The 19,239-nt window shown below is 62.2% G+C and carries 17 protein-coding genes and 1 pseudogene; 10 read left to right on the forward strand and 8 right to left on the reverse strand.

Annotated features, from left to right (window positions below; all coding sequences use genetic code 11):
• Positions 1-62 precede the first annotated feature (62 nt).
• Positions 63-935: an MBL fold metallo-hydrolase gene (locus tag AC0V8S_RS11855; RefSeq protein ID WP_475437782.1), complete on the forward strand. Its 873-nt coding sequence runs from the start codon at positions 63-65 to the stop codon at positions 933-935.
• Between the two features lie 16 nt (positions 936-951).
• On the opposite strand, the gene AC0V8S_RS11860 is transcribed toward AC0V8S_RS11855, so the two are convergent.
• Complete coding sequence (locus tag AC0V8S_RS11860) at positions 952-1,965, reverse strand: LysR family transcriptional regulator (protein ID WP_475437783.1); 1,014 nt, start codon at positions 1,963-1,965, stop codon at positions 952-954.
• 92 nt (positions 1,966-2,057) lie between these two features.
• Here AC0V8S_RS11860 and AC0V8S_RS11865 point away from each other — a divergent pair, with 92 nt between their 5' ends.
• The 5 genes from AC0V8S_RS11865 to AC0V8S_RS11885 all read left to right on the forward strand — a co-directional run bounded on the left by AC0V8S_RS11865 (position 2,058) and on the right by AC0V8S_RS11885 (position 6,429).
• Complete coding sequence (locus AC0V8S_RS11865) at positions 2,058-2,804, forward strand: RraA family protein (protein WP_475437784.1); 747 nt, start codon at positions 2,058-2,060, stop codon at positions 2,802-2,804.
• Between the two features lie 16 nt (positions 2,805-2,820).
• Entirely contained in the window at positions 2,821-3,807 is a 987-nt protein-coding gene (locus AC0V8S_RS11870; protein WP_475437785.1) for a D-2-hydroxyacid dehydrogenase family protein, read from the forward strand.
• A 1-nt stretch (position 3,808) separates the two neighbouring features.
• Positions 3,809-4,597, forward strand: a complete 789-nt coding sequence (locus AC0V8S_RS11875; RefSeq protein ID WP_475437786.1) for an SDR family oxidoreductase — start codon at positions 3,809-3,811, stop codon at positions 4,595-4,597.
• Positions 4,598-4,634: 37 nt separating this feature from the next.
• Positions 4,635-5,891 carry an MFS transporter gene (locus AC0V8S_RS11880; RefSeq protein WP_475437787.1) on the forward strand — a complete coding sequence of 419 codons (1,257 nt, stop codon included), beginning with the start codon at positions 4,635-4,637 and terminating at the stop codon, positions 5,889-5,891.
• A gap of 151 nt (positions 5,892-6,042) precedes the next feature.
• A complete protein-coding gene (locus AC0V8S_RS11885; protein ID WP_183462608.1) occupies positions 6,043-6,429 on the forward strand; it encodes a RidA family protein in 387 nt (128 codons plus the stop codon).
• A gap of 21 nt (positions 6,430-6,450) precedes the next feature.
• Here AC0V8S_RS11885 and AC0V8S_RS11890 read toward each other — a convergent pair whose 3' ends face one another.
• A complete protein-coding gene (locus AC0V8S_RS11890; RefSeq protein ID WP_183462606.1) occupies positions 6,451-6,966 on the reverse strand; it encodes a MarR family winged helix-turn-helix transcriptional regulator in 516 nt (171 codons plus the stop codon).
• Positions 6,967-7,057: 91 nt separating this feature from the next.
• Between AC0V8S_RS11890 and AC0V8S_RS11895 the strand changes: the two genes are divergently transcribed.
• Complete coding sequence (locus AC0V8S_RS11895; RefSeq protein WP_244661845.1) at positions 7,058-8,521, forward strand: MFS transporter; 1,464 nt, start codon at positions 7,058-7,060, stop codon at positions 8,519-8,521.
• Between the two features lie 422 nt (positions 8,522-8,943).
• On the opposite strand, the gene AC0V8S_RS11900 is transcribed toward AC0V8S_RS11895, so the two are convergent.
• The 3 genes from AC0V8S_RS11900 to AC0V8S_RS11910 form a co-directional block, all read right to left on the reverse strand.
• A complete protein-coding gene (locus tag AC0V8S_RS11900) occupies positions 8,944-9,759 on the reverse strand; it encodes an oxidoreductase (RefSeq protein ID WP_475437788.1) in 816 nt (271 codons plus the stop codon).
• Positions 9,760-9,826: 67 nt separating this feature from the next.
• Positions 9,827-11,128: a beta-ketoacyl-ACP synthase II gene (fabF, locus tag AC0V8S_RS11905; RefSeq protein ID WP_183462601.1), complete on the reverse strand. Its 1,302-nt coding sequence runs from the start codon at positions 11,126-11,128 to the stop codon at positions 9,827-9,829.
• Positions 11,129-11,175: 47 nt separating this feature from the next.
• Positions 11,176-11,754: a TetR/AcrR family transcriptional regulator gene (locus tag AC0V8S_RS11910; RefSeq protein WP_475437789.1), complete on the reverse strand. Its 579-nt coding sequence runs from the start codon at positions 11,752-11,754 to the stop codon at positions 11,176-11,178.
• A gap of 128 nt (positions 11,755-11,882) precedes the next feature.
• Here AC0V8S_RS11910 and AC0V8S_RS11915 point away from each other — a divergent pair, with 128 nt between their 5' ends.
• The 3 genes and pseudogenes from AC0V8S_RS11915 (at position 11,883) to AC0V8S_RS11925 (ending at position 16,568) form a co-directional block, all read left to right on the forward strand.
• Positions 11,883-12,947 carry an efflux RND transporter periplasmic adaptor subunit gene (locus AC0V8S_RS11915; protein WP_475438606.1) on the forward strand — a complete coding sequence of 355 codons (1,065 nt, stop codon included), beginning with the start codon at positions 11,883-11,885 and terminating at the stop codon, positions 12,945-12,947.
• Positions 12,947-16,056 (forward strand): annotated as a pseudogene (locus AC0V8S_RS11920) (efflux RND transporter permease subunit). Before AC0V8S_RS11915 ends, AC0V8S_RS11920 begins: the two are co-directional and overlap by 1 nt.
• A 281-nt stretch (positions 16,057-16,337) precedes the next feature.
• The gene (locus AC0V8S_RS11925; protein WP_244661844.1) at positions 16,338-16,568 is read left to right on the forward strand and encodes an FCD domain-containing protein; all 231 of its coding nucleotides are present in this window, start codon (positions 16,338-16,340) and stop codon (positions 16,566-16,568) included.
• Positions 16,569-16,705: 137 nt separating this feature from the next.
• Here the strand turns inward: AC0V8S_RS11925 and AC0V8S_RS11930 are convergent, their stop codons facing one another.
• From AC0V8S_RS11930 to AC0V8S_RS11940, 3 genes are all read right to left on the reverse strand, one after another.
• Entirely contained in the window at positions 16,706-17,380 is a 675-nt protein-coding gene (locus AC0V8S_RS11930) for a peroxiredoxin-like family protein (protein WP_475438607.1), read from the reverse strand.
• 359 nt (positions 17,381-17,739) lie between these two features.
• A complete protein-coding gene (locus AC0V8S_RS11935; protein ID WP_183462597.1) occupies positions 17,740-17,973 on the reverse strand; it encodes a GcrA family cell cycle regulator in 234 nt (77 codons plus the stop codon).
• A gap of 281 nt (positions 17,974-18,254) precedes the next feature.
• Positions 18,255-19,106 (reverse strand): DUF1194 domain-containing protein, encoded by an 852-nt coding sequence (locus tag AC0V8S_RS11940; protein WP_183462595.1) that lies wholly within the window; start codon positions 19,104-19,106, stop codon positions 18,255-18,257.
• Positions 19,107-19,239: the final 133 nt, after the last annotated feature.

Below are 19,239 nucleotides of genomic sequence, written 5' to 3' on the forward strand. Positions count from 1 at the left end.
TTGGCTGCCGGCTGTTTTGTCTGGCCTGCAGTTTTGTGACGCCTGTGTTAGCAAATGCGCCCATGCTGAAAAGCCAGGCACCCGGGTTTTATCGCGTGGCGGTCGGCGATTTTGAGATAACGGCGCTATCCGATGGCAGCAATATGCTGCCTGCCACGAAGCTGCTGCAGGGCGACCCGGCTCGGATCGAAGAAGCCCTGAAGCGCAACTATCTCGGCGACCTCATCGAGACCTCCCACAATTGCTTTCTCGTCAATACCGGAGGCAAGCTGGTCTTGATCGATGCTGGCGCGGGCTCACTGCTGGGGCCAAGCACGGGCCATCTGTTGAGCAATCTGCGCGCGTCGGGCTATCGGCCGGAGCAGATCGATGAGCTTTACCTCACACATCTGCACGCCGATCATGTTGGCGGTCTCATGGTCGAGGGCCAAAGAGCTTTTCCCAATGCGATCGTCCGTGTCGACAAGCGCGACACCGATTACTGGCTAAGCGAGGCAAACATGCACGCGGCTCCCGCTGAAGCGAGGCGCTTCTTTGAGGCCGCCGTGGCGTCGATCACGCCATACATGCAAGCTGGCAAGCTCGCCATTTTCGATGGCAATACCGACCTCGTGCCTGGCATGCGTGCGCAAACAGCTTACGGCCACACGCCCGGACACACCATGTACGTGGTCGAAAGCAGGGGCGAAAAGATCGTCCTGTGGGGCGATGTCGTGCACGTCGCCGCAGTGCAGTTCAAAGACCCTTCCGTCACGATCCAGTACGATGGGGACGCATCCGAGGCCGAACACGTGCATGAACTCGCATTCGCGGATGCGGCCGCAAATGGCTATATCGTGGGCGGTGCTCACATATCGTTCCCCGGGTTGGGCCGCGTGCGACGCGACGCCGATAACGCCTACACCTATGTGCCCCTGGACTACAGCCAGGGATAGGCCTCCATAAGCCTGACTATGTCTGCGTTGCTGGTGCTGCGTCTTCAGTCGGGGAGCCGTCGAAGGGCGATCCGCAGACATCCCCCACCAGCGAACGAAACCATTGGTGGGCAGGGTGCGTCTGCAGTCGTTCGTGCCAGATCAGCTTGTAGAGCAATTTCTCTGTCTCGAACGGCAGGTCGCGCACCACCAACTCATGCTCATCGGCGATAGCGCGCCAGGGTCCGTTGAAGAAGCCAAGCGGCACACAGGTAAGAAGGTTGCTCCGCGCGACAATCCTCAGCGCATCGGCGAAATGATTGACCACGGCGACGATCGTCCTTGTCCGCCCCGTCAGGCTGAGCCAGCCATCCACAAGCCCCAGTTCCAGCCCGGATGGGGTTGCCAGCACGTGCGCGGCGGCGGTGAACTGATCGAGGCTCAGGGATTGCGCCAGTTCGTGCCCGCTGCGCATGACGCAGACATAGCGATCCGTCCGCAGGCTTCGTACATGTACTTCTCTCGGCAGCGAGGCAAACATGCCTACCGCGCAGTCGAGTGTGCCGCGGCCGATCCCGTCCAGCGAGCCCTCATGCGTGTGAACGGCAAAGGAAACACGGGCACGTGGGGACGAGGCCTGTAACTTAAGCGTGATCGCGCTGACACCTTCCATCGCGAGACTGTCCGTGACCGCAACGCGAAAACTGGTCGTATCCGATCCCGGGTCGAAGTCGTCGGGAGCGAACGAAGAGCGGATTGCCGTCAGCGAGCGATGAAGTTCGGGCCACATCGCCACCATGCGAGACGTCGGTTGAACGCCGGTCGCCGTCTTGAGGAAAAGCTGGTCTTTCGTCAGCTTGCGGGCGCGGCGCAACGCATTGCTGACGGCTGGCTGACTCATCGCCAGGCTTGCGGCCGCACGCGTTACATTCCTTTCCAGCATGATGGCCTCAAGGACTGCGATCAGGTTCAGATCGAGGCGCACGTTATTCACCCAGGAAATGACGCTTGTGTCTAATTCTAAATTGGACGCGCGCAACGCGGCAAGCAATCCTGTTTCGAACGAGCAGCCGAACACATGCGAGTGAATACGCCCGCCTCGCAACCGGTGATAAAAGCTCCGTACAAACCAGAGGATACGCCATGAATGACGTCGCTTTTGCGGACGTGTTGCCGAAACTGACCGGCAAGATCAGCCCTGACCGCATCCGGTTGATGCGAACTCCGCGTCCGCCGAAGGAGCTGATCGACGGGTTCAAACGGATCGGCGACGCCACCAGCGTTATTTCGGATATTATGGATGAGTTGGGCATCACCGGCGCGATTGGCGCATCAACCCTGAAGCCGACCCTGCCTTCAACGTCGCTTGTCGGTCCGGCGCTCACGGTACGCAACATCCTGCAGCGCGAGCATGTCTACGAAACAGCGCGAAACCACGTCAATCGGATGGCGGAGTTCGAAGCTCACAATTTGGCATTGCCAGGTGATGTGGTGGTCATCGACGGCGTCGCCGGCGTTTCGAACATGGGCGGAATTTCGGCGCAGGCAGGAAAAAGACAGGGCGAGGCCGGTGCGATCGTCTCCGGAGGCATTCGCGATCTCGGACATTCGCGGCGGGTCGGATATCCGCTCTGGGCCACGGAAATCACGCCTGTCACCGGCAAGTGGCGGATCGAGACCGTGGAGATCAACGGCGATATCCAGATCGCCGGCGTCCGGGTTGCCCCCGGCGACATTGTTGTCGCCGACGAAACCGGCGTCTGCTTCATCCCGATTGCCCGGGCGGCCGAGATTCTCGCAAAGGCGCTGAAGAAGGCGGCTTTCGAAGAGGCGAAATGCGAAGCCATCGATGCCGGCACCTCCGTTGCGGATCTGCCGGGCAATGCATAGAGCGATTGATCCTCCCGTGAAGAAGCTCCGTGTCGCCATCATCAACGACTACCAGGATGTCGTGCGCACGCTCGACTGCTTTGCCAAACTGGAAGGCCACGACGTTACGATCTGGACCGATATCGTCGAGGACATCGACGTCCTGGCCAATCGTCTGCTCGATGCGGATGTGCTTGTGCTGATGCGCGAGCGCACCCGGATCGATGAAAACCTGCTCAGCCGCTTGCCCAATTTGAAGCTCATCAGCCAGAACGGTCACATCCCCCATATCGATCTGGCGGCCTGCGACAGGCATGGCGTCGTCGTTTCGTCCGCTCTCACATCGCGTCCGTCCTATTCGACGGTGGAATTCACCTGGGGCCTGATCCTTGCGGCGATGCGCAACATTCCGTTCGAAAGCGCTTCGCTGCGGCAAGGCCATTGGCAGACGACGATCGGGTTGGGCTTGAGGGGCCGTGTCCTGGGCATTTATGGTTTCGGCCGGCTGGGCTCGATGGTCGCACGCATCGGCGTGGCCTTCGGCATGGATGTGCTGGTGTGGGGCCGCGAGGGCTCGCTGGCTCGTGCCAGAGCCGAGGGATTCGAGATCGCGTCGGACAAGGACGCGCTGTTCCGCCTGTCGGATGTCCTCAGCCTGCACCTGCGGCTGAATGCCGAGACCACCGGGCTGGTTACATCTGGAGATCTCGCCCTGATGAAACCAACCGCCCTGCTTGTGAACACCAGCCGCGCCGAATTGATCGAGCCGGGGGCCTTGGTGGCGGCACTGATCAATGGTCGCCCCGGAAAGGCTGCCATCGACGTGTTCGAACGCGAGCCGCTGACCAATCCGGACGACGCCTTGCTCAGGCTGCCCAACGCACTGTGCACGCCGCATCTCGGCTACGTCGAACGCGACAATTACGAATTCGCCTACGGCAATGCATTCGACCAGATCGTCGCCTTCGCGGCGGGAACCCCGATCAACGTCCACAACGCCCATCGCCAAAAACAGGATCACTGAGATGAATCTCGAACTCGACGGCAAAGTCGTCCTGATAACTGGCGGCAGCAAGGGAATAGGACTGGCTTGCGCGCGGGCCTTTGGCAGGGAAGGGGCTCGCGTGGTGATTGTCTCGCGCAGCCAGCAGAACCTGGATGCCGCAAAGGCAGCGCTGGCTGCCGAGAGGCTGTCGGTCGCGAGTTTCGCCGCCGACCTGTCGGATGGGCTTGCCGCAAAGGAAATGGTCGCCGCGCTCGAGGATCAGGTGGGTCCGATCGCGTCCCTGGTCAATTCGGCCGGCGGCGCCAGGAGAGTGCCTCCGGACGAGCTGACGCCGGACAAATGGCGTATTGCGATGGACGCGAAATTCTTCACCTACATGAACGTCATGGACCACGTCCTGCCCCTGATGGTGGCACGTCGCACCGGCACGGTCGTCAACATCGTCGGCACCGGCGGCAAGATCGCATCACCCATGCATCTGCCCGGAGGCGCCGCCAACGCGGCGCTGATGCTCGCCTCGGCGGGTCTGGCGGCGGCCTGGGGTTCCGTCGGCGTCAGGGTCAACGTCATCAACCCCGCCGCCACCATGACCGAACGCCTGCAGCTGTCGCTTGAAGTCGAATCCAGGATGACCGGCAAGTCGACGGAAGAGCTGCTGCGGCTGAACGAACAACGCATTCCCCTGCAGCGCTACGCCAAGCCGGAAGAAGTGGCCGACGCCGCGCTTTTCCTTGCCAGCGCAAGATCCTCCTACGTGACAGGCGCTTCGCTGACCATGGACGGAGGTCTCACACCACTGGTCGTCTAGCCGGCCCAACAACCAGAAGAAGCGATGGGAGGAAGAAATGTTCACCTGGTACAAGCAGTTGACGGAGCGGGAGCGGAACACCTTCTGGGGCTGCTTCGCCGGCTGGGCAGTCGACGCAATGGACGCCCAGCTCTTCAGCTTCGTGCTGCCAGTCCTCATTGCGGCATGGGGGATGACGACGGCCCAGGCCGGCTACCTGGCGACGGCGACGCTGCTCTCCGCGGCAATCGGAGGATGGATCTGCGGATATCTCGCCGACCGTTTCGGCCGCGCCCGCATCATGCAGTTCACGATCCTGTGGTTCTGCGCCTTCACCTTCCTTGCCGGTTTTGCGCAGGACTTCCAGCAACTGATGGTCCTGCGCATCCTGCAAGGGTTGGGCTTTGGCGGCGAATGGGCGGCCGGCGCGGTTCTCATGGGCGAGATCATTCGCGCCGAACATCGCGGCAAGGCCGTCGGTACCGTCCAGAGCGGATTCGGTGTCGGATGGAGCGCGGCCGCCATTCTGGCAGGCGTGGTCCTGGCGCATGTGCCCCAGGAGTTTGGCTGGCGGGTGCTGTTGATGATCGGCGTTCTTCCCGGCCTGCTGGTGCTCTATCTGCGCCGCAGGATCGAGGAGCCGGAGATTTTCGTCAAAACGCGCGAGCTTGTCGAGAGGTCCGGAACTCGCCCGGGATTGGGGGCGATATTCCAGCCGGAAACGCTGCGCATTACCGTGTTGTCCTCGTTGCTGGCATTCGGTGTGATTGGCGTTGGCGGCGCCATCGTCAACTGGCTGCCGACATTTCTGAAGACCGTGCGCGAACTGTCGCCGAGCACTTCGGGCTACTACGTGTTCGTGGTGACTGGCGGCTCGTTTTTCGGATTTCTGGCAAGCGCATACCTGGCCGACTATCTCGGGCGGCGGCGGACATTCCAGCTCTTTCTGGTGTGTTCCTGGCTGGTTACCGTCGCCTACATGTTCTTGCCGCTTTCGGGCTGGCTGCTGGTTGTCCTGGGGGCGCCGTTCGGCTTCTTCACCATCGGCAACTATGCCGCGCTGGGCCCGTTCTTCACGGAACTCTTCCCGTCCGCCATTCGCGCCAGCGGCCAGAGTTTCGCTTACAACTCCGGCAAGGCGGCGGGCGCGGCCGCCGTATCCAGCATCGGAATCCTCGCGCAATATGTCAGCCTGGCCGAGGCCATCGGTCTGGTTGCGTTGTTGGGCTATGGCATCGCTTTTGCCGCGAACTCTTATGCTGCCCGAGACGCGCGGAATTCAACTGACGTCTGGCCCTCTGGCGCCGCGTACTGATCCGAGCGTTTCCTCTCCGCCGGCGGAAGCCACGGCCTTGCGGGCGAGACGGTAGCCAGCCCAGGTTCGCCCGGCCGAGAGTCCTGCCGTGCCGGATCCAACAATCTCGGAAACATCCCACAGATCAGATCTCGCGGAGGATCAGCAGACCATGCGCACGAGCATTTCGGTTAAAGGACTGAGCCACCGGCATCCGGTTCCCAACGCCTGCCGGATCGGCAACATGGTGTTCTCCGGAGCCATCCATGGCGTGAATGCGATCACGCACGAGTTGCCGGCCGAGATCGCCGATCAGTCGGCAAACGTCTTTGCCAACATGCTCGCCATTGTCGAGGCAGCGGGCGGCAGCGCGCAGGATGTCATCAAGGTGGAGATCTATCTCCGCGACAGCCACGACAGGGATGCCGTCAACACGGAATGGGTTCGCATGTTTCCCGATCCGGGGTCGCGCCCGGCCCGGCACGTTCGGCCATTGCCGCCGGATAGCCCCTCCCTGGTGCAATGTGAATTCATTGCGATTATCGAGGACAGTCCTTGATCCCGGAACAAGGCACCGGAGCTAGATGTCCCGCCGGCGGGCGGAGCCTCGCACTGGACCGTCGCCGCCTTTCGGCCGCGTCGAGGTAAGGCCGGCTTCGATGGACCTGAGGAGGCCGAGCGCGGCGTCGAGCCCGCTGGTGTCGCCGCCGGCGGCGGCAGACACGGCATCGCCCCATTCCTTGCGCACCAGGGCGTAGTTTTCGGCCCCGCGCAGCGTGCGATGGACGCTGACGCCGCGGCGATCCGCGGGATCGACGTGCCGCTCGATCAGCCCCTTGCCTTCCAGGTCGCGCAGCACCGTGGAGACGTTGGTGCGCTGCAGCCCGGTCGCCGCCGCGATCTGGCTGGGCGTGGCCGAGGCCTGCGCCACAAGGTGACGCATCACCATGCCCTCAGACTGCGTGAGGGATAGCGCCCGATCGTCGCTGTAGCCGCGAAACTGGATCTCGCGGGCGATGATGAGGATCAGATCGGCCAGGTCCGCCCACCGAACCGGTGGAGCCTTGCCAGCGGAGGATTCGCTGTCGGTCTTCATGAGCGGAGTTTACAGGGCCAAGGTAGGTATGTATATGTGCATAATGATTATATTTACATAACTATCTATACATAAGCAAATGGAGGTTCGCATGACCCGTTCAACAGACGCCGCCAGCCGGCATTCTCCCCGCTCCATGGCCCTCGCCGGAGAGCTGCATGCGGTCGGCGTGTATGTATTGCTCGCCGGTGCCTTCCTGCCGATCGCCGATTTCTTCATCGTCAACGTCGCGCTGCCGACCATCTCCGCCTCGCTCAAGCCGACACCGGCCGCACTCGAGCTGGTGGTTTCCGTCTATGGCGTGGCCTATGCTGCGATGCTCGTGCTGGGCGGCCGGCTTGGCGATCGCTTCGGCCGCCACACGCTGTTCGTGGTCGGGCTTTCCGGCTTCATCCTGGCGTCGCTGGCCTGCGGCCTGGCGCCGACCATCGACGTGCTGATCACGGCCCGGCTGGTCCAGGGCGCGACGGCGGCGATGCTGGTGCCGCAGGTGCTGGCGACCTTCCAGGCGACATTGCCCGCCGGGCGCAAGACCCGGGCCATCGCGCTCTACGGCGCGACCTCGGGTATTGCCGCGGTCGTCGGCCAACTCGCAGGCGGACTGCTGGTCAGCGCCAATCTGTTCGGCACCTCGTGGCGGCCGATCTTCCTCATCAACATCCCGCTCGGCATCGCTGTGTTCTTCGCCTCGCGACTCGTCGTGCCGGCCAGCCGCTCGCCGCACCCGGCCGGCATAGACCTGCCCGGCACCGTGCTTTTCGCCGCCACGCTGACGGCCCTTCTGGTGCCGCTGACCGAAGGCCATTCGCTCGGCTGGCCGGCATGGACCTGGGTGATGCTGGCTGGCGCCGTGGTGCTGGCGGTGCTGACCGTGATGGTCGAAAGGGCTGCCGAGGCGCGCGGCGAGGTGCCGTTGCTGCCGCCGTCGCTGCTGAAGCTGCCCTCGATGTCGCGGGGGCTCGCCATGATCACGCTGTTCAGCCTTGGCTTCGGCGCCTTCATGTTCGTCTTCGCGCTCACCGTGCAAAACGGACTCGGCGCCAGTCCCCTTCAAAGCGGCCTCGCCATCTTGCCGATGGCGATCATGTTCTTCATCGGCTCCATGGTCAGCCCGCGCATGATCAGCCGCTTCGGCCGCGGCGCGCTCGCGGCGGGCGGAATCGTGCAGGCGCTTGGACTGGCGCTGTTGATCGGCATCATCGTTTCCGGCTGGCCGAAGGTTAGCCTGGCCGAGCTGGCACTGCCGTTGGTGCTGATCGGCGCCGGACAATCGATGCTGTTTTCAGGCCTGTTCCGCGCCGTGCTCGCCGATGTTCCCGCGCACCTGGCAGGCGTCGGCAGCGGCGTCCTCATCACGCTGCAGCAATCCGGCCTGGCGCTGGGCGTCGCAACGCTGGGCACGCTCTATCTGGCGCTGGAGCCCACCAGCATCACGCAGGCCTTCGGCACCGTCATCGCCATCCAGCTCGCGATCATCCTGGTCTTGGTGCTGTTGACCGGCCTGTTGCCGCGCTTCACCAAGCACCAGCCCATCGCCCATCCTGTGGAAATATGACCTCCCAACGCGCCGAACTCAGCGGGGCTCATCGCCAAGACAGGTGCAATCTCTGGTGCCGCCACATGCCTGCTTGGGCTGAGTTTGGCTATTCGCTGCGCGCATGCTCAGCACTTGCATGTGGCTGTGTTCAGTCATTGCTCTCGCCGACGAACAGGTCCGTTCAGGCACGTTTCGACGTCGGCGAGAGCGCTCAGTGTGGCTGACTGTAGCGGATGCTAACGTAACCGATTGATCTTATTGATTAAGTGGTAACGGGAGAGCGCTACCGCCTTTCCCCACACTCATCAGATCGGCGGTTCCTGCTCCGTTGTCTTGGACGAGGATCATTTTTGAATGGCCAACTCTACTCAATGTACACGTTGGCTATCTAGTACCAGCATCTGGATTCGGAGACCTCGTTTTGACTGCGACCGAAATCATCAGGCCGGCAGCCCAAGCTGCTTCCGCAAGCTCTTGTCGAATGCGGACGCTGGGACGAAACGGCGCAGGAAACTGACCTGGCGCGCCATTTTCCCGGCCGCATAGCGTTTCTTCGGAGCGGGATCGGTCGCAGCGGCCAAAACAGTCTTCGCTACCACTTCAGGCGCATCGCCCTTTTCCATCGACTTCCGCACTGATGCAGTCATGCCGGCGCGCGCGGAGTCATAGATTTCGAGCGACTGATCGGGGGCGGCCAGATTGTCCTCGAATGACGTGCGGGTGTAGGCGGGCTCCACCAACGACACGCGAATGCCGAACGGGCGCAATTCGTGATCGAGCGATTCGGAATAGCCCTCGATGGCATGTTTGGTCGACGCGTAAAGCGCGAAATAGGGAGCGGGGATGAACCCCTGTACCGAACTCAAATTAACGATTCTGCCCTTCCCTTGGCGTCGCATTGCCGGCAGCACCGCGTTGGTCACGCGGAAAACGCCGAAGACGTTCACGTCGAACAGCGCTTGAGCCTGGGCGGTCGAGGACTCCTCCGCGCCGCCAAACAGACCCATGCCGGCATTGTTGACAAGCAGGTCGATGCGTCCGGCCTTGGCCAAAACGTCATCGACCATTTTCGCAACGGACGCGTCGTCGGTCACGTCGCAGGTCAGCATGGTAACGCCGTCGGACTGTTTGGAGGCCGTGCGACGGCTGGTTCCGAATACGTGAAAACCCGCGTTCCGTAGGGTGTTGGCGGTTGCGCGCCCGATGCCGGAGGACGCCCCTGTGACGAGGGCGACGCCAGGACTGGTCTTGTTCATGGAAATCATTTCCTTCTTTGCGTTGGATCGGAGTGGGAGAAAGCATGAAAGGTCGGAGCAAAGGGCTTCAGTCCTGACTGCCTCTGGCACTCGCGTCGGGCTGGTGGTTCCAGCGCTTGAACAAGGCACTGGCATTCACGCCGCCAAAGCCGAAGCCATTGGAGATCGCGTACTCCATCTCCATTGGCCGGGGCTCGTTTGCGACGAAGTCGATGCCATCGGCGGCCGGATCTGGAGCGCTCAGATTGAGTGTCGGTGGCGCCACCTGGTCCCGGAGCGCCAGGATCGCGAAAATGGCACCAAGCCCGCCGGCCGCGCCCAGCAGGTGTCCGGTCGCGGATTTCGTTGCGCTGACAGCTATCGCGAAATCGCGCCCGAATACGCTCTTGATCGCTTCGATTTCACCCAAGTCACCGACCGGCGTGGAGGTCGCATGCGCATTGAGATGACGAACCTCGCGGGCCGAAATCCCTGCCTGGGCAATCGCGATCTCCATGGCCCGGCGCGCACCGCCTCCGTCCTCGGGGCCAGAGGTGACGTGGTGGGCATCCGCCGTCGTGCCGTAGCCGACGAGCTCGGCGAGCGGTTTTGCGCCGCGCGCCAGCGCATGGCTCAACGCCTCGATGACCAGCACGCCGGCTCCTTCGCCCATGACGAAGCCGTCCCGCGACGTGTCGAAAGGACGAGAGGCTTGAGCCGGCGCCCAATTGAAGCCGGTTGAAAGAGAGCGTGCGGCGGCAAACCCACCGAGGCTGACGATGTTCATGCACGCTTCCGTGCCGCCGCACACCGCAATATCAGCCTCATCCGCGCGGATGAGACGGGCCGCGTCGCCGATCGCCTGGATGCCGGCCGCGCACGCCGTCACTGGCGCGCCGAGCGGGCCCTTGAAGCCATGGCGGATTGAGATGTGGCCGGCTGCGAGGTTCACCAGGAAGGACGGCACCGTAAAGGGCGACAGGCGGCGGGCACCACGCAGGTCGACCGTGCGCACCGCCTCGGTGATGGCGGGGAAGCCGCCAACCCCTGAGGCGATGATCGTTGCTGTGCGCAGGCGATCCGTTTCCAAGACAGGCTTCCATTTCGCCTGCGCAAGCGCCTCTTCCGCCGCGGCCAGCGCAAAGAGAATGAACCGATCTACCTTGCGCTGATCCTTCGCGGACAGGACGTCATCGGGATCGAAGCCAGCGTCGGGGTCTTCCTTCAAGGAGGGAACCACGCCGCCAATCTTCGCCGGCAGGTCTCCCACCACATCGTCCGGAAGCCTACGGACGCCCGAACGACCGGCCAGCAGGCGCGACCATGACGCTTCGACATTGGCGGCAAGGGGCGTGACCGCCCCCATGCCTGTAACAACAATCCGTCGCATTTATTTTCCTATCAAGTTGAGTGCGGCACCAGCACTGCGCCCGCCGTTCAAGCGCGGGCTGCTTCGCGAACCTGATCGGTCGCCGCATCCAGAAAAGCCTGTGCGAGGTCGGGGTCATTGACGACCCGCGAGAGGAGCACTGCGCCGACCATTGTCGAGAGAATGGCCTTGGCCTTGCCGCCGGCCTCATCATTGTCGGCCCCGCCAACCCAACTGCCGAGCATTTCAAGGTATTCCCTGATCCCGGCCTCGAATGACGCCTTCACCTCGGCGCCCTGTCTGGCAGCATCCGAGCCGAGCGCAACGACCGGGCAGCCGTCCATCCTTTCTCCGCGATGGCCCATGCTGAGATAGAATGAGGTCACTGCGTCGAGCGGGTCCTCAGGGTTTGCCGTAGTCGCGACCGACCATCGCTGGGTGGCGCTCTCCATCGCCCGCCTGGACGCCTGCGCCGCCAGGTCGTCCTTTGACTCGAATTGCTTGTAAAAAGCGCCCTGGGTCAGCCCGGCACCCTTCATCAGATCCTTGAGGCCGATGCCATCAAAGCCGCGCTCGCGAAAAAGGCGGCTTGCGACATTGATGACGGTCTCGCGGTTTTCCGCGGCTTGAATTCGGCTCACGCGCATCATCGGTCTCCTTTTTGATTGCGTTCGCAATCTATAATCGATATAGAAGTCGAACGCAATCTAATTTGAGATGGGGCGACGAGCGTGAAAAGAGAACCGTTATCGTATTGGGATCGACCCTGACGGCGATGTCATGGGCGGCGGCATTCGCCACGTTTGCCACTCCTGCGCAGGAGGCTCCTTTGGTGACCGACCCAAGGCAGGAAGCGCCTTTCGTCCGACTTGTGTCGGCAGCGCCAGTGACCGGATCAGAGCGCGGCTTCACCGGCGTCATCGCGGCGAGGGTGCAGAGCAATCTCGGCTTTCGGGTTCCCGGCAAGATCGTGGAACGGTTGGTGGACGTCGGTCAGGAGGTCAAAGCCGGTCAGCCGCTGATGCGAATCGACGATACCGATCTGCGCCTTGCGCTTTCGGCGAAACGCAATGCCGTTGCTGCTGCGCATGCAACAGTCGTTCAGACTGAGCCGGATGAACGGCGGTACGCCAGTTTGCTCGCCAGTGGGTGGGTTCCAAGGCAGCGCTACGAGCAAGCGAAAGCTGCGTTGGATACTGCCCAAGCGCAACTTGCCGCCGCCGAAGCCGACGCACGGGTCGCCGAGAACGAGGCGGCCTATGCAGTTCTGTTGGCGGACGCGGATGGAACGGTGGTTGAAACGCTAGGCGAGCCGGGGCAGGTCATCGCTGCCGGCCAGCCAGTGATCCGGACCGCCAAGGCCGGCCCACGCGAAGCGGTTGTCGCGCTTCCCGAAACGATCCGGCCGGCGATAGGCTCTGTAGCCGAGGCCAGCGTGTATGGTGGCGATGAGCGCCGCTATTCAGCGCATCTACGGCAGCTGTCGGACTCCGCCGATGCCCAGACCCGCACGTATGAGGCGCGCTATGTGCTAGACGGCGAGGCTGCCACGGCACCGCTTGGCGCGACGGTAACCATTCGGCTCGCAAGCCAGGTGAAACAGCCGGAGGTTCAGGTGCCACTGGGAGCCGTGCTTGATGACGGCCGGAAGACCGGCGTTTGGGTGTTGGACAGCGCCACCTCAACCGTACACTTTCAGCCCGTCCAGCTTGTTCGTGTTACCAGCGAAACCGCCGTGATCTCCGGATTGAACTCCAACGTTCCTATTGTGTCGCTCGGCGCCCACCTCCTGCAGGAAGGCGCTCTCGTTCGGACTGAGTCCGAAAGTGGGAGCAACTGATGAGCTTCAATCTTTCCGCGATCGCTGTTCGCGAACGCGCCGTCACCTTGTTCTTCATCCTTCTGCTGGTGGCTGCCGGCGCCTACGCCTTCCTGATGCTCGGCCGGGCGGAGGACCCTAGCTTCACCATCAAGACCATGACGGTCACGACGGCGTGGCCGGGCGCGACGGCGCGCGAGATGCAGGACCTGGTCGCCGAACCGTTGGAGAAGCGCCTTCAGGAGCTGACTTGGTACGACCGGGTGGAGACGACCACACGGCCAGGTTATGCGTATATGACGGTCACGCTCAAGGACAGCACACCGTCATCAGCCGTGCAGGAGGAGTTCTACCAGGCTCGCAAGAAGCTGGGGATGAAGCCCGCAACCTGCCGCCCGGCGTCTTCGGCCCCTTCGTGAACGATGAATATTCGGATGTGAGCTTCGCCCTTTATGCGCTGAAGGCCAAAGGCATGCCGATGCGGGAACTGGCGAGGCAGGCCGAGGTGATCCGCCAGGACCTCCTGCACGTGCCCGGCGTCAAGAAGATCAATATCCTTGGTGAACGTCCTGAACAGATATTCGTGGAGTTTTCCTACGCCAAGCTGGCAACCCTTGGCGTGTCGGCACAGGACATCGTCGCTGCCTTGCAGCGGCAGAACACGGTCACGCCCGCAGGTTCGATCGACACAATGGGGCCACGGCTCTTCATTCGGGTCGACGGCGCCTATGACAGCGTTCAGGCGATCGCCGACACGCCGATTGTCGCGGGGGGGCGGACGCTGAAGCTCTCCGACATCGCCGAGGTCAGCCGCGGCTATGAGGATCCTCCCACATACCTCATCCGGCGCCAGGGCGAGCCCACCATCATGCTTGCGGCGGTTATGCAGGAGGGCTGGGATGGTCGCGCGCTCGGCAAGGCACTGGAGGACAAGACTGCCGCGATCGCACAGACCCTGCCGCTTGGCATGACGTTGGACAAGGTGTCCGATCAGGCCGTCAACATCACTTCGGCGGTCGACGAATTCATGTTGAAGTTCGCTATGGCGCTCGGCGTCGTGCTGCTGATCAGCCTGATCAGCATGGGCTGGCGCGTCGGGATCGTCGTGGCGGCTGCCGTCCCTCTGACGCTCGCCGTCGTGTTCCTCATCATGCTGGAAACAGGCCGGTTCTTCGATCGCATCACGCTCGGCGCCCTCATCCTGGCGCTTGGTCTTCTCGTGGACGACGCCATCATCGCCATCGAGGTGATGGTGGTGAAGATGGAAGAGGGCATGGACCGCATCAAGGCGGCGGCCTATGCATGGAGCCACACTGCGGCGCCGATGCTATCGGGAACCCTGGTGACGATTGCCGGATTCGTGCCGGTGGGTTTTGCGCGCTCGACGGCCGGCGAATACGCCGGCAACATCTTCTGGGTCGTGGGGTTCGCCCTCATCGTCTCATGGATCGTAGCGGTGGTCTTTACGCCCTATCTCGGCGTCAGGATGCTGCCCGCGATCAAACCGGTCGAAGGCGGTCACCACGCTATTTACGACACGCGTAACTATCGACGTTTGCGGCGGGCCATCACGTTTGCCGTGCGCCATAAGTTCGTAACCTGCGGTATCGTTGGCATCGCCTTCGCGCTTTCCGTCGTCGGTATGGCCGGCGTCAAACAGCAGTTCTTCCCGACATCCGACCGTCCCGAAGTGTTGGTGGAGGTTCGCCTGCCGGAAGGTGGTAGCATCGAGACGACGACCGCGGCGGTCGAGAAGCTCGAAAATTGGCTGGACAGCCAGCCCGAGGCCAAGATCGTCACGAGCTATGTCGGTCAGGGCGCTCCGCGCTTCTTCTTCGCGATGGCCCCGGAGCTTCCTGATCCCGCCTTCGCCAAGATCGTCGTGCTGACCCCGGACGCCGAGGCGCGTGAGGCGTTGAAGAACCGGCTCCGAGAGGCGGTGGCGCAGGGTCTTGCACCCGAGGCGTATGTCCGCGTTACGCAGCTCGTGTTCGGCCCCTACACACCGTTCCCGGTCGAGTTCCGGGTCATGGGACCCGATTCCACGCAACTCTACAGCATTTCCGAAAAGGCCCTCGACATCATGCGGAGCGTTCCGGATGTGCGGCAGGCCAACCGCGACTGGGGCAATCGCACGCCCGTGCTTCGCTTCGTCCCGGATCAGGATCGGCTGAATCTCATCGGCCTCTCGCCTGCGGAGGTGGCTCAGCAACTGCAATTCCTTCTCACCGGCATCCCCGTTACCCAGGTCCGCGAGGACATTCGCAATGTCCCCATCGTGGCGCGCAGCGCCGGCGGCGAGCGGCTGGATCCGGCACGTCTGGCGGATTTCTCACTCGTGAGCCGAGATGGCCGCTCGATTCCGCTCGACCAGATCGGGCATTCGGAAATCCGTCAGGAGGAGCCAATCCTGAAGCGCCGGGACCGCACGCCCGTTGTCACGATCCGCGCGGACATCAATGAGGCGACCCAGCCCCCGGAGGTCTCCAAGCAGATCATGAAGGCGCTTCAGCCGCTGATTGCGTCCCTTCCGGTCGGCTATCGCATCGAAATGGGCGGATCAATCGAAAAGTCTGAAAAGGCCAACACCGCGCTAGGCAAGGTCTTCCCGGCTATGATAGCCGCCATGTTGATCGTCATCATGCTGCAGGTGCGATCCTTCTCGACGATGTTCATGGTCATGCTGACGGCGCCGCTTGGCCTTGTCGGCGTCGTGCCGATGCTGCTCATCTTCAACCAGCCCTTCGGGTTCAACGCCATTCTGGGCATGATAGGACTGGCCGGCATCCTGATGCGCAACACGCTGATCCTGACCGAACAGATCAAGGAGAACCGTGCTGCCGGCATTGACGACTATCACGCTGTCATCGAGGCCACGGTGCAACGCACACGGCCCGTCATCCTGACCGCACTTGCAGCCGTGCTGGCCTTCATCCCCCTCACGCACTCTGTCTTCTGGGGATCGATGGCCTATACGCTGATCGGGGGAACGGCGGCCGGCACGGTGTTGATCCTGCTCTTCCTTCCTGCGCTCTACACCGCGTGGTTCCGAATCAAGCCGACCGCGGATGAGATCCAGGAGGCTTTGACAGAAGAACCGGAACAGCGACTAGCAATGGCTGCCGAGTAGGGCACTGTTGTCGAGCCTCGTTTGTCTGCACGGGGCGACTGGCGGGTTCGTGGCGTGGATGTGCGTGAGAGTAATCAGTGTGGCTGACGGTAGCGGATAGTCACGTAACTGATTGATATTGTTGATCAAATGGTAGCGGGAGAGCGCTACCGCCTTTCCCCACGCCAATTAAACTGCCGATTCCGCCTGCGTTGCTATGGCTGAGCGGAACACGACGCAATCGCCGTGCAGGAACTTGGTAAGATCCTCCAAGTCACTACAGGCCATAAAAGCGCTCGCCAGTGCTTGCCCAAATCTTCTGTCGTTCGACGCGAGCCAAATGGTTCATTGCTGTTTCAAGCGCCTCGAACCAGTCCCCTTGGTTCGAAATGAAGAAGCGCTCGTTCTCGGAGGAACGCCGCCTGGGGTATTGCGACGAGCACCAGGCAATCCTGGATTGTCTGGTTCGCCGCGATCCGGAAGGTGCGACAGATGCGATGCTGGCGCATCTGAGAACCGTCGAAAGAAGGTAGCAGGGGAAGCCGGACGACCCCCTCGCCCCTCCGGGTTCATCGGCAGGCGGGAGCGGTGCCGATTGTGGGGCCCTATCAGGCGACGGCCGCCAACTTCGCGTAATCCTGCGCCCAACCCCGCCTACCGAAGCCGCGCCTTACCTTCCGATTTGCGACGCTGCCGACATCAGCTCCTGAGTGTTCGGGGCACCGAATAGGCCGCCATCGAGCACCTCGTTGGAAGTCCAGCGAACGACGCCATCGCGGTCCAGCAAGAACTGGCCGACGAGCTGCCCAATGCCGGTGGCCATCATCTGTTGATCCGCTTCCGTGATATCGTAGCTGTCCTTTTTGTTCAGGTATTCGAGCGCCGCAAACGGGTCCATCGGTTCCGGCATCTCGCCCGGCAAGTCGACCCGCATCGACTTCACATCGCTCATCGAAACCTTTTGCGGCCATGCGCTCTCGTCTTCGGTGATCTGCATATTCGGCAATCCAAAGGCGCGGTGTGAAGCCCGCTCCGGATCGGATGCCGCGAGCAGGCCGAGCATCGGATGGTACCGCAGATAGAGGCGCGCCCGCTCGATGGGCGTGTTGACCACTGTCAGGCTTTCGATGCCCTTCTCGTTGAGGGCTGGGGTGAGTTGCGAAAGCATGGCGATATGGCGCCTGCAAAAAGGACAATGGAGACCTCGATACAGCCCAACCAGCACTGGTTTCTCGCCTCGGAAATCGTCGATGGCGATCTTGCCCTCGCGGGTAATCGCGTCGAGCACGACATTGGGCGCCGTTTCGCCAGGTTGCAGCGGGCCTATGTTGAGACGTTCTGACATGCTGATCCCTCCTCGCGGGTCAATCCAAACAACGGATGTGCGGGCGGGTGGCTTGAGTCCATGTGCGGCACATACGTCCTTGGGCATGCTGAAATGGCGGTCGGCCTTAGGACGGCGTCGAGGTCGGCGTCGGTGGTCCATTTTTATAGCACGGAGAGGGCGGACGCTAGTTCTTACGGAGGGCAACGCTTTTGCTAGATGGCGCCCCACGACCCGAGCAGGCTCTTGATACTAAGGTGCGCCAAGGTCTGGAAATGCCGGACTTCGCTGAGGCTGTCCTCAAGTCTGACAGGTCGCGCTTCGTTGAACTGAAACGCCGGCCGCCAGGGCGCGGAGGGCTCATCCCACCAAAACGTAGCCTAAGCGGCGCGTCGTTGAGGGAAATGGAGACCCGAACGGGCCCGACGCGGGTCCACGGCGGTCACAATGTTGTGGTGGTGATCGCAGTAGACGCGATCCGGCGAAGTTGGCCCAGCACAAAAACGGTAACCGCCGGGTACTGAGGGGTCTTCGCTCACCGGGAAGCGGCACTGATAGACACCCAACTGAATGAGGGGGACGTCTCTCGAAGTTGATCTGATATTTTTAGGCATGATGATTTTCAGGTTCCTAGTTCATAGCCTTTGCCGGCCGACGGCCGCGGTGCGACCCCGCCGGGCAAGCTTCTCTCGTTTTGGAGGGCTATGAACCAGCATATGGTGTTGGTCGCAGCGTCAATGAAGCCCGAGGCCCTGCTTCTGAAGCCAATAATTTGCGACTTAGGCCACACTTAGGCGGATAGGAACTCGCAAGCAATGCACCCATCGTAGGTTGCCTCGGGCACCAGCCCGGCCGGGGCAGTCGTGAAGTCACTCGATTTTTTTTTGGTGACCCTCTATCGCCCGGGCGTCTCTCCGATCGTGTCGCAATCGACGACCGGTCGTGAGTGGCTCCGATAAGTTGCGGGCTGCACGCTAGCGGGCAAACCGGCTATTTCATAAACCAGCTTCTTGCGAATGGCGTTCGCAAAGCCGGCCGTGTTCTCGACGGCGACAACGAAGGCGTCAGAACCGCCAATGACGCAACTCTCGTAATACAGCTCGATAAAGTGCGGCCCAAAGCTGTCGAGTGTGTCGGCTGCGCGCAGTGAGATCGCCAGTCCGTTGATGGTCACGCCGCCGGCTGTGAGTGCGTCGTGCACCAGTTGAAGCGGTAGACCGGCATTGTTGGGTCCGTCGCCGGATACGTCAATAACCCTGCGCGGGCTGCGCAAGCCACTCTTCGCGAACAGAACATGCGCGGCCGACAATGCGCCGGAAATCGACGTTCCACGGCCTTCAGTCAACGGCAGCGCCGCGAGCCTGTCTGCCAAAGTCAGAGCGTCGTCGAGGCTTTCGACAATTGTCCACGGCATAACGACTGTTTGCTGACGTGGCCCTGCCCACTCCAGATAGAGCACTGCGATTCTGCCCCGCTCTCCCGACTTGAGTGCCCTCGCGATGTCCGCGTGGCGGAAGGCCCCGACGTAGCCGTCGCGTTGCACTTTTTGCTCAACTTTGCTCATCGAGGGCGAGACGTCCACGGCAAGGATCAACTGCAGATCGACTTCGGCCAGATCGTCCACGGGACGGTGGGTCGACTGAGCCGGTGACGCGATCGCGAACAACAGAGTGAGCAGGCAGACCCCCGCGAGCCGCAGCACCGATTTTCCACCCGCACATCGAGCAATTTGCACCAAGTCGTCCATGGCGAGCCTCTCGCTGACAAAGCAACTGTCGGTCCGAGGCGCCTCCCGGGTCACGAACGACTTCCGATCATTCGCCGAAATCTGCGCTCCCCGCCGGTCTGGTTGGTGATGACTCTTCGCAGTGCGAAACCGT

This window comes from Mesorhizobium oxytropidicola (assembly GCF_056174625.1).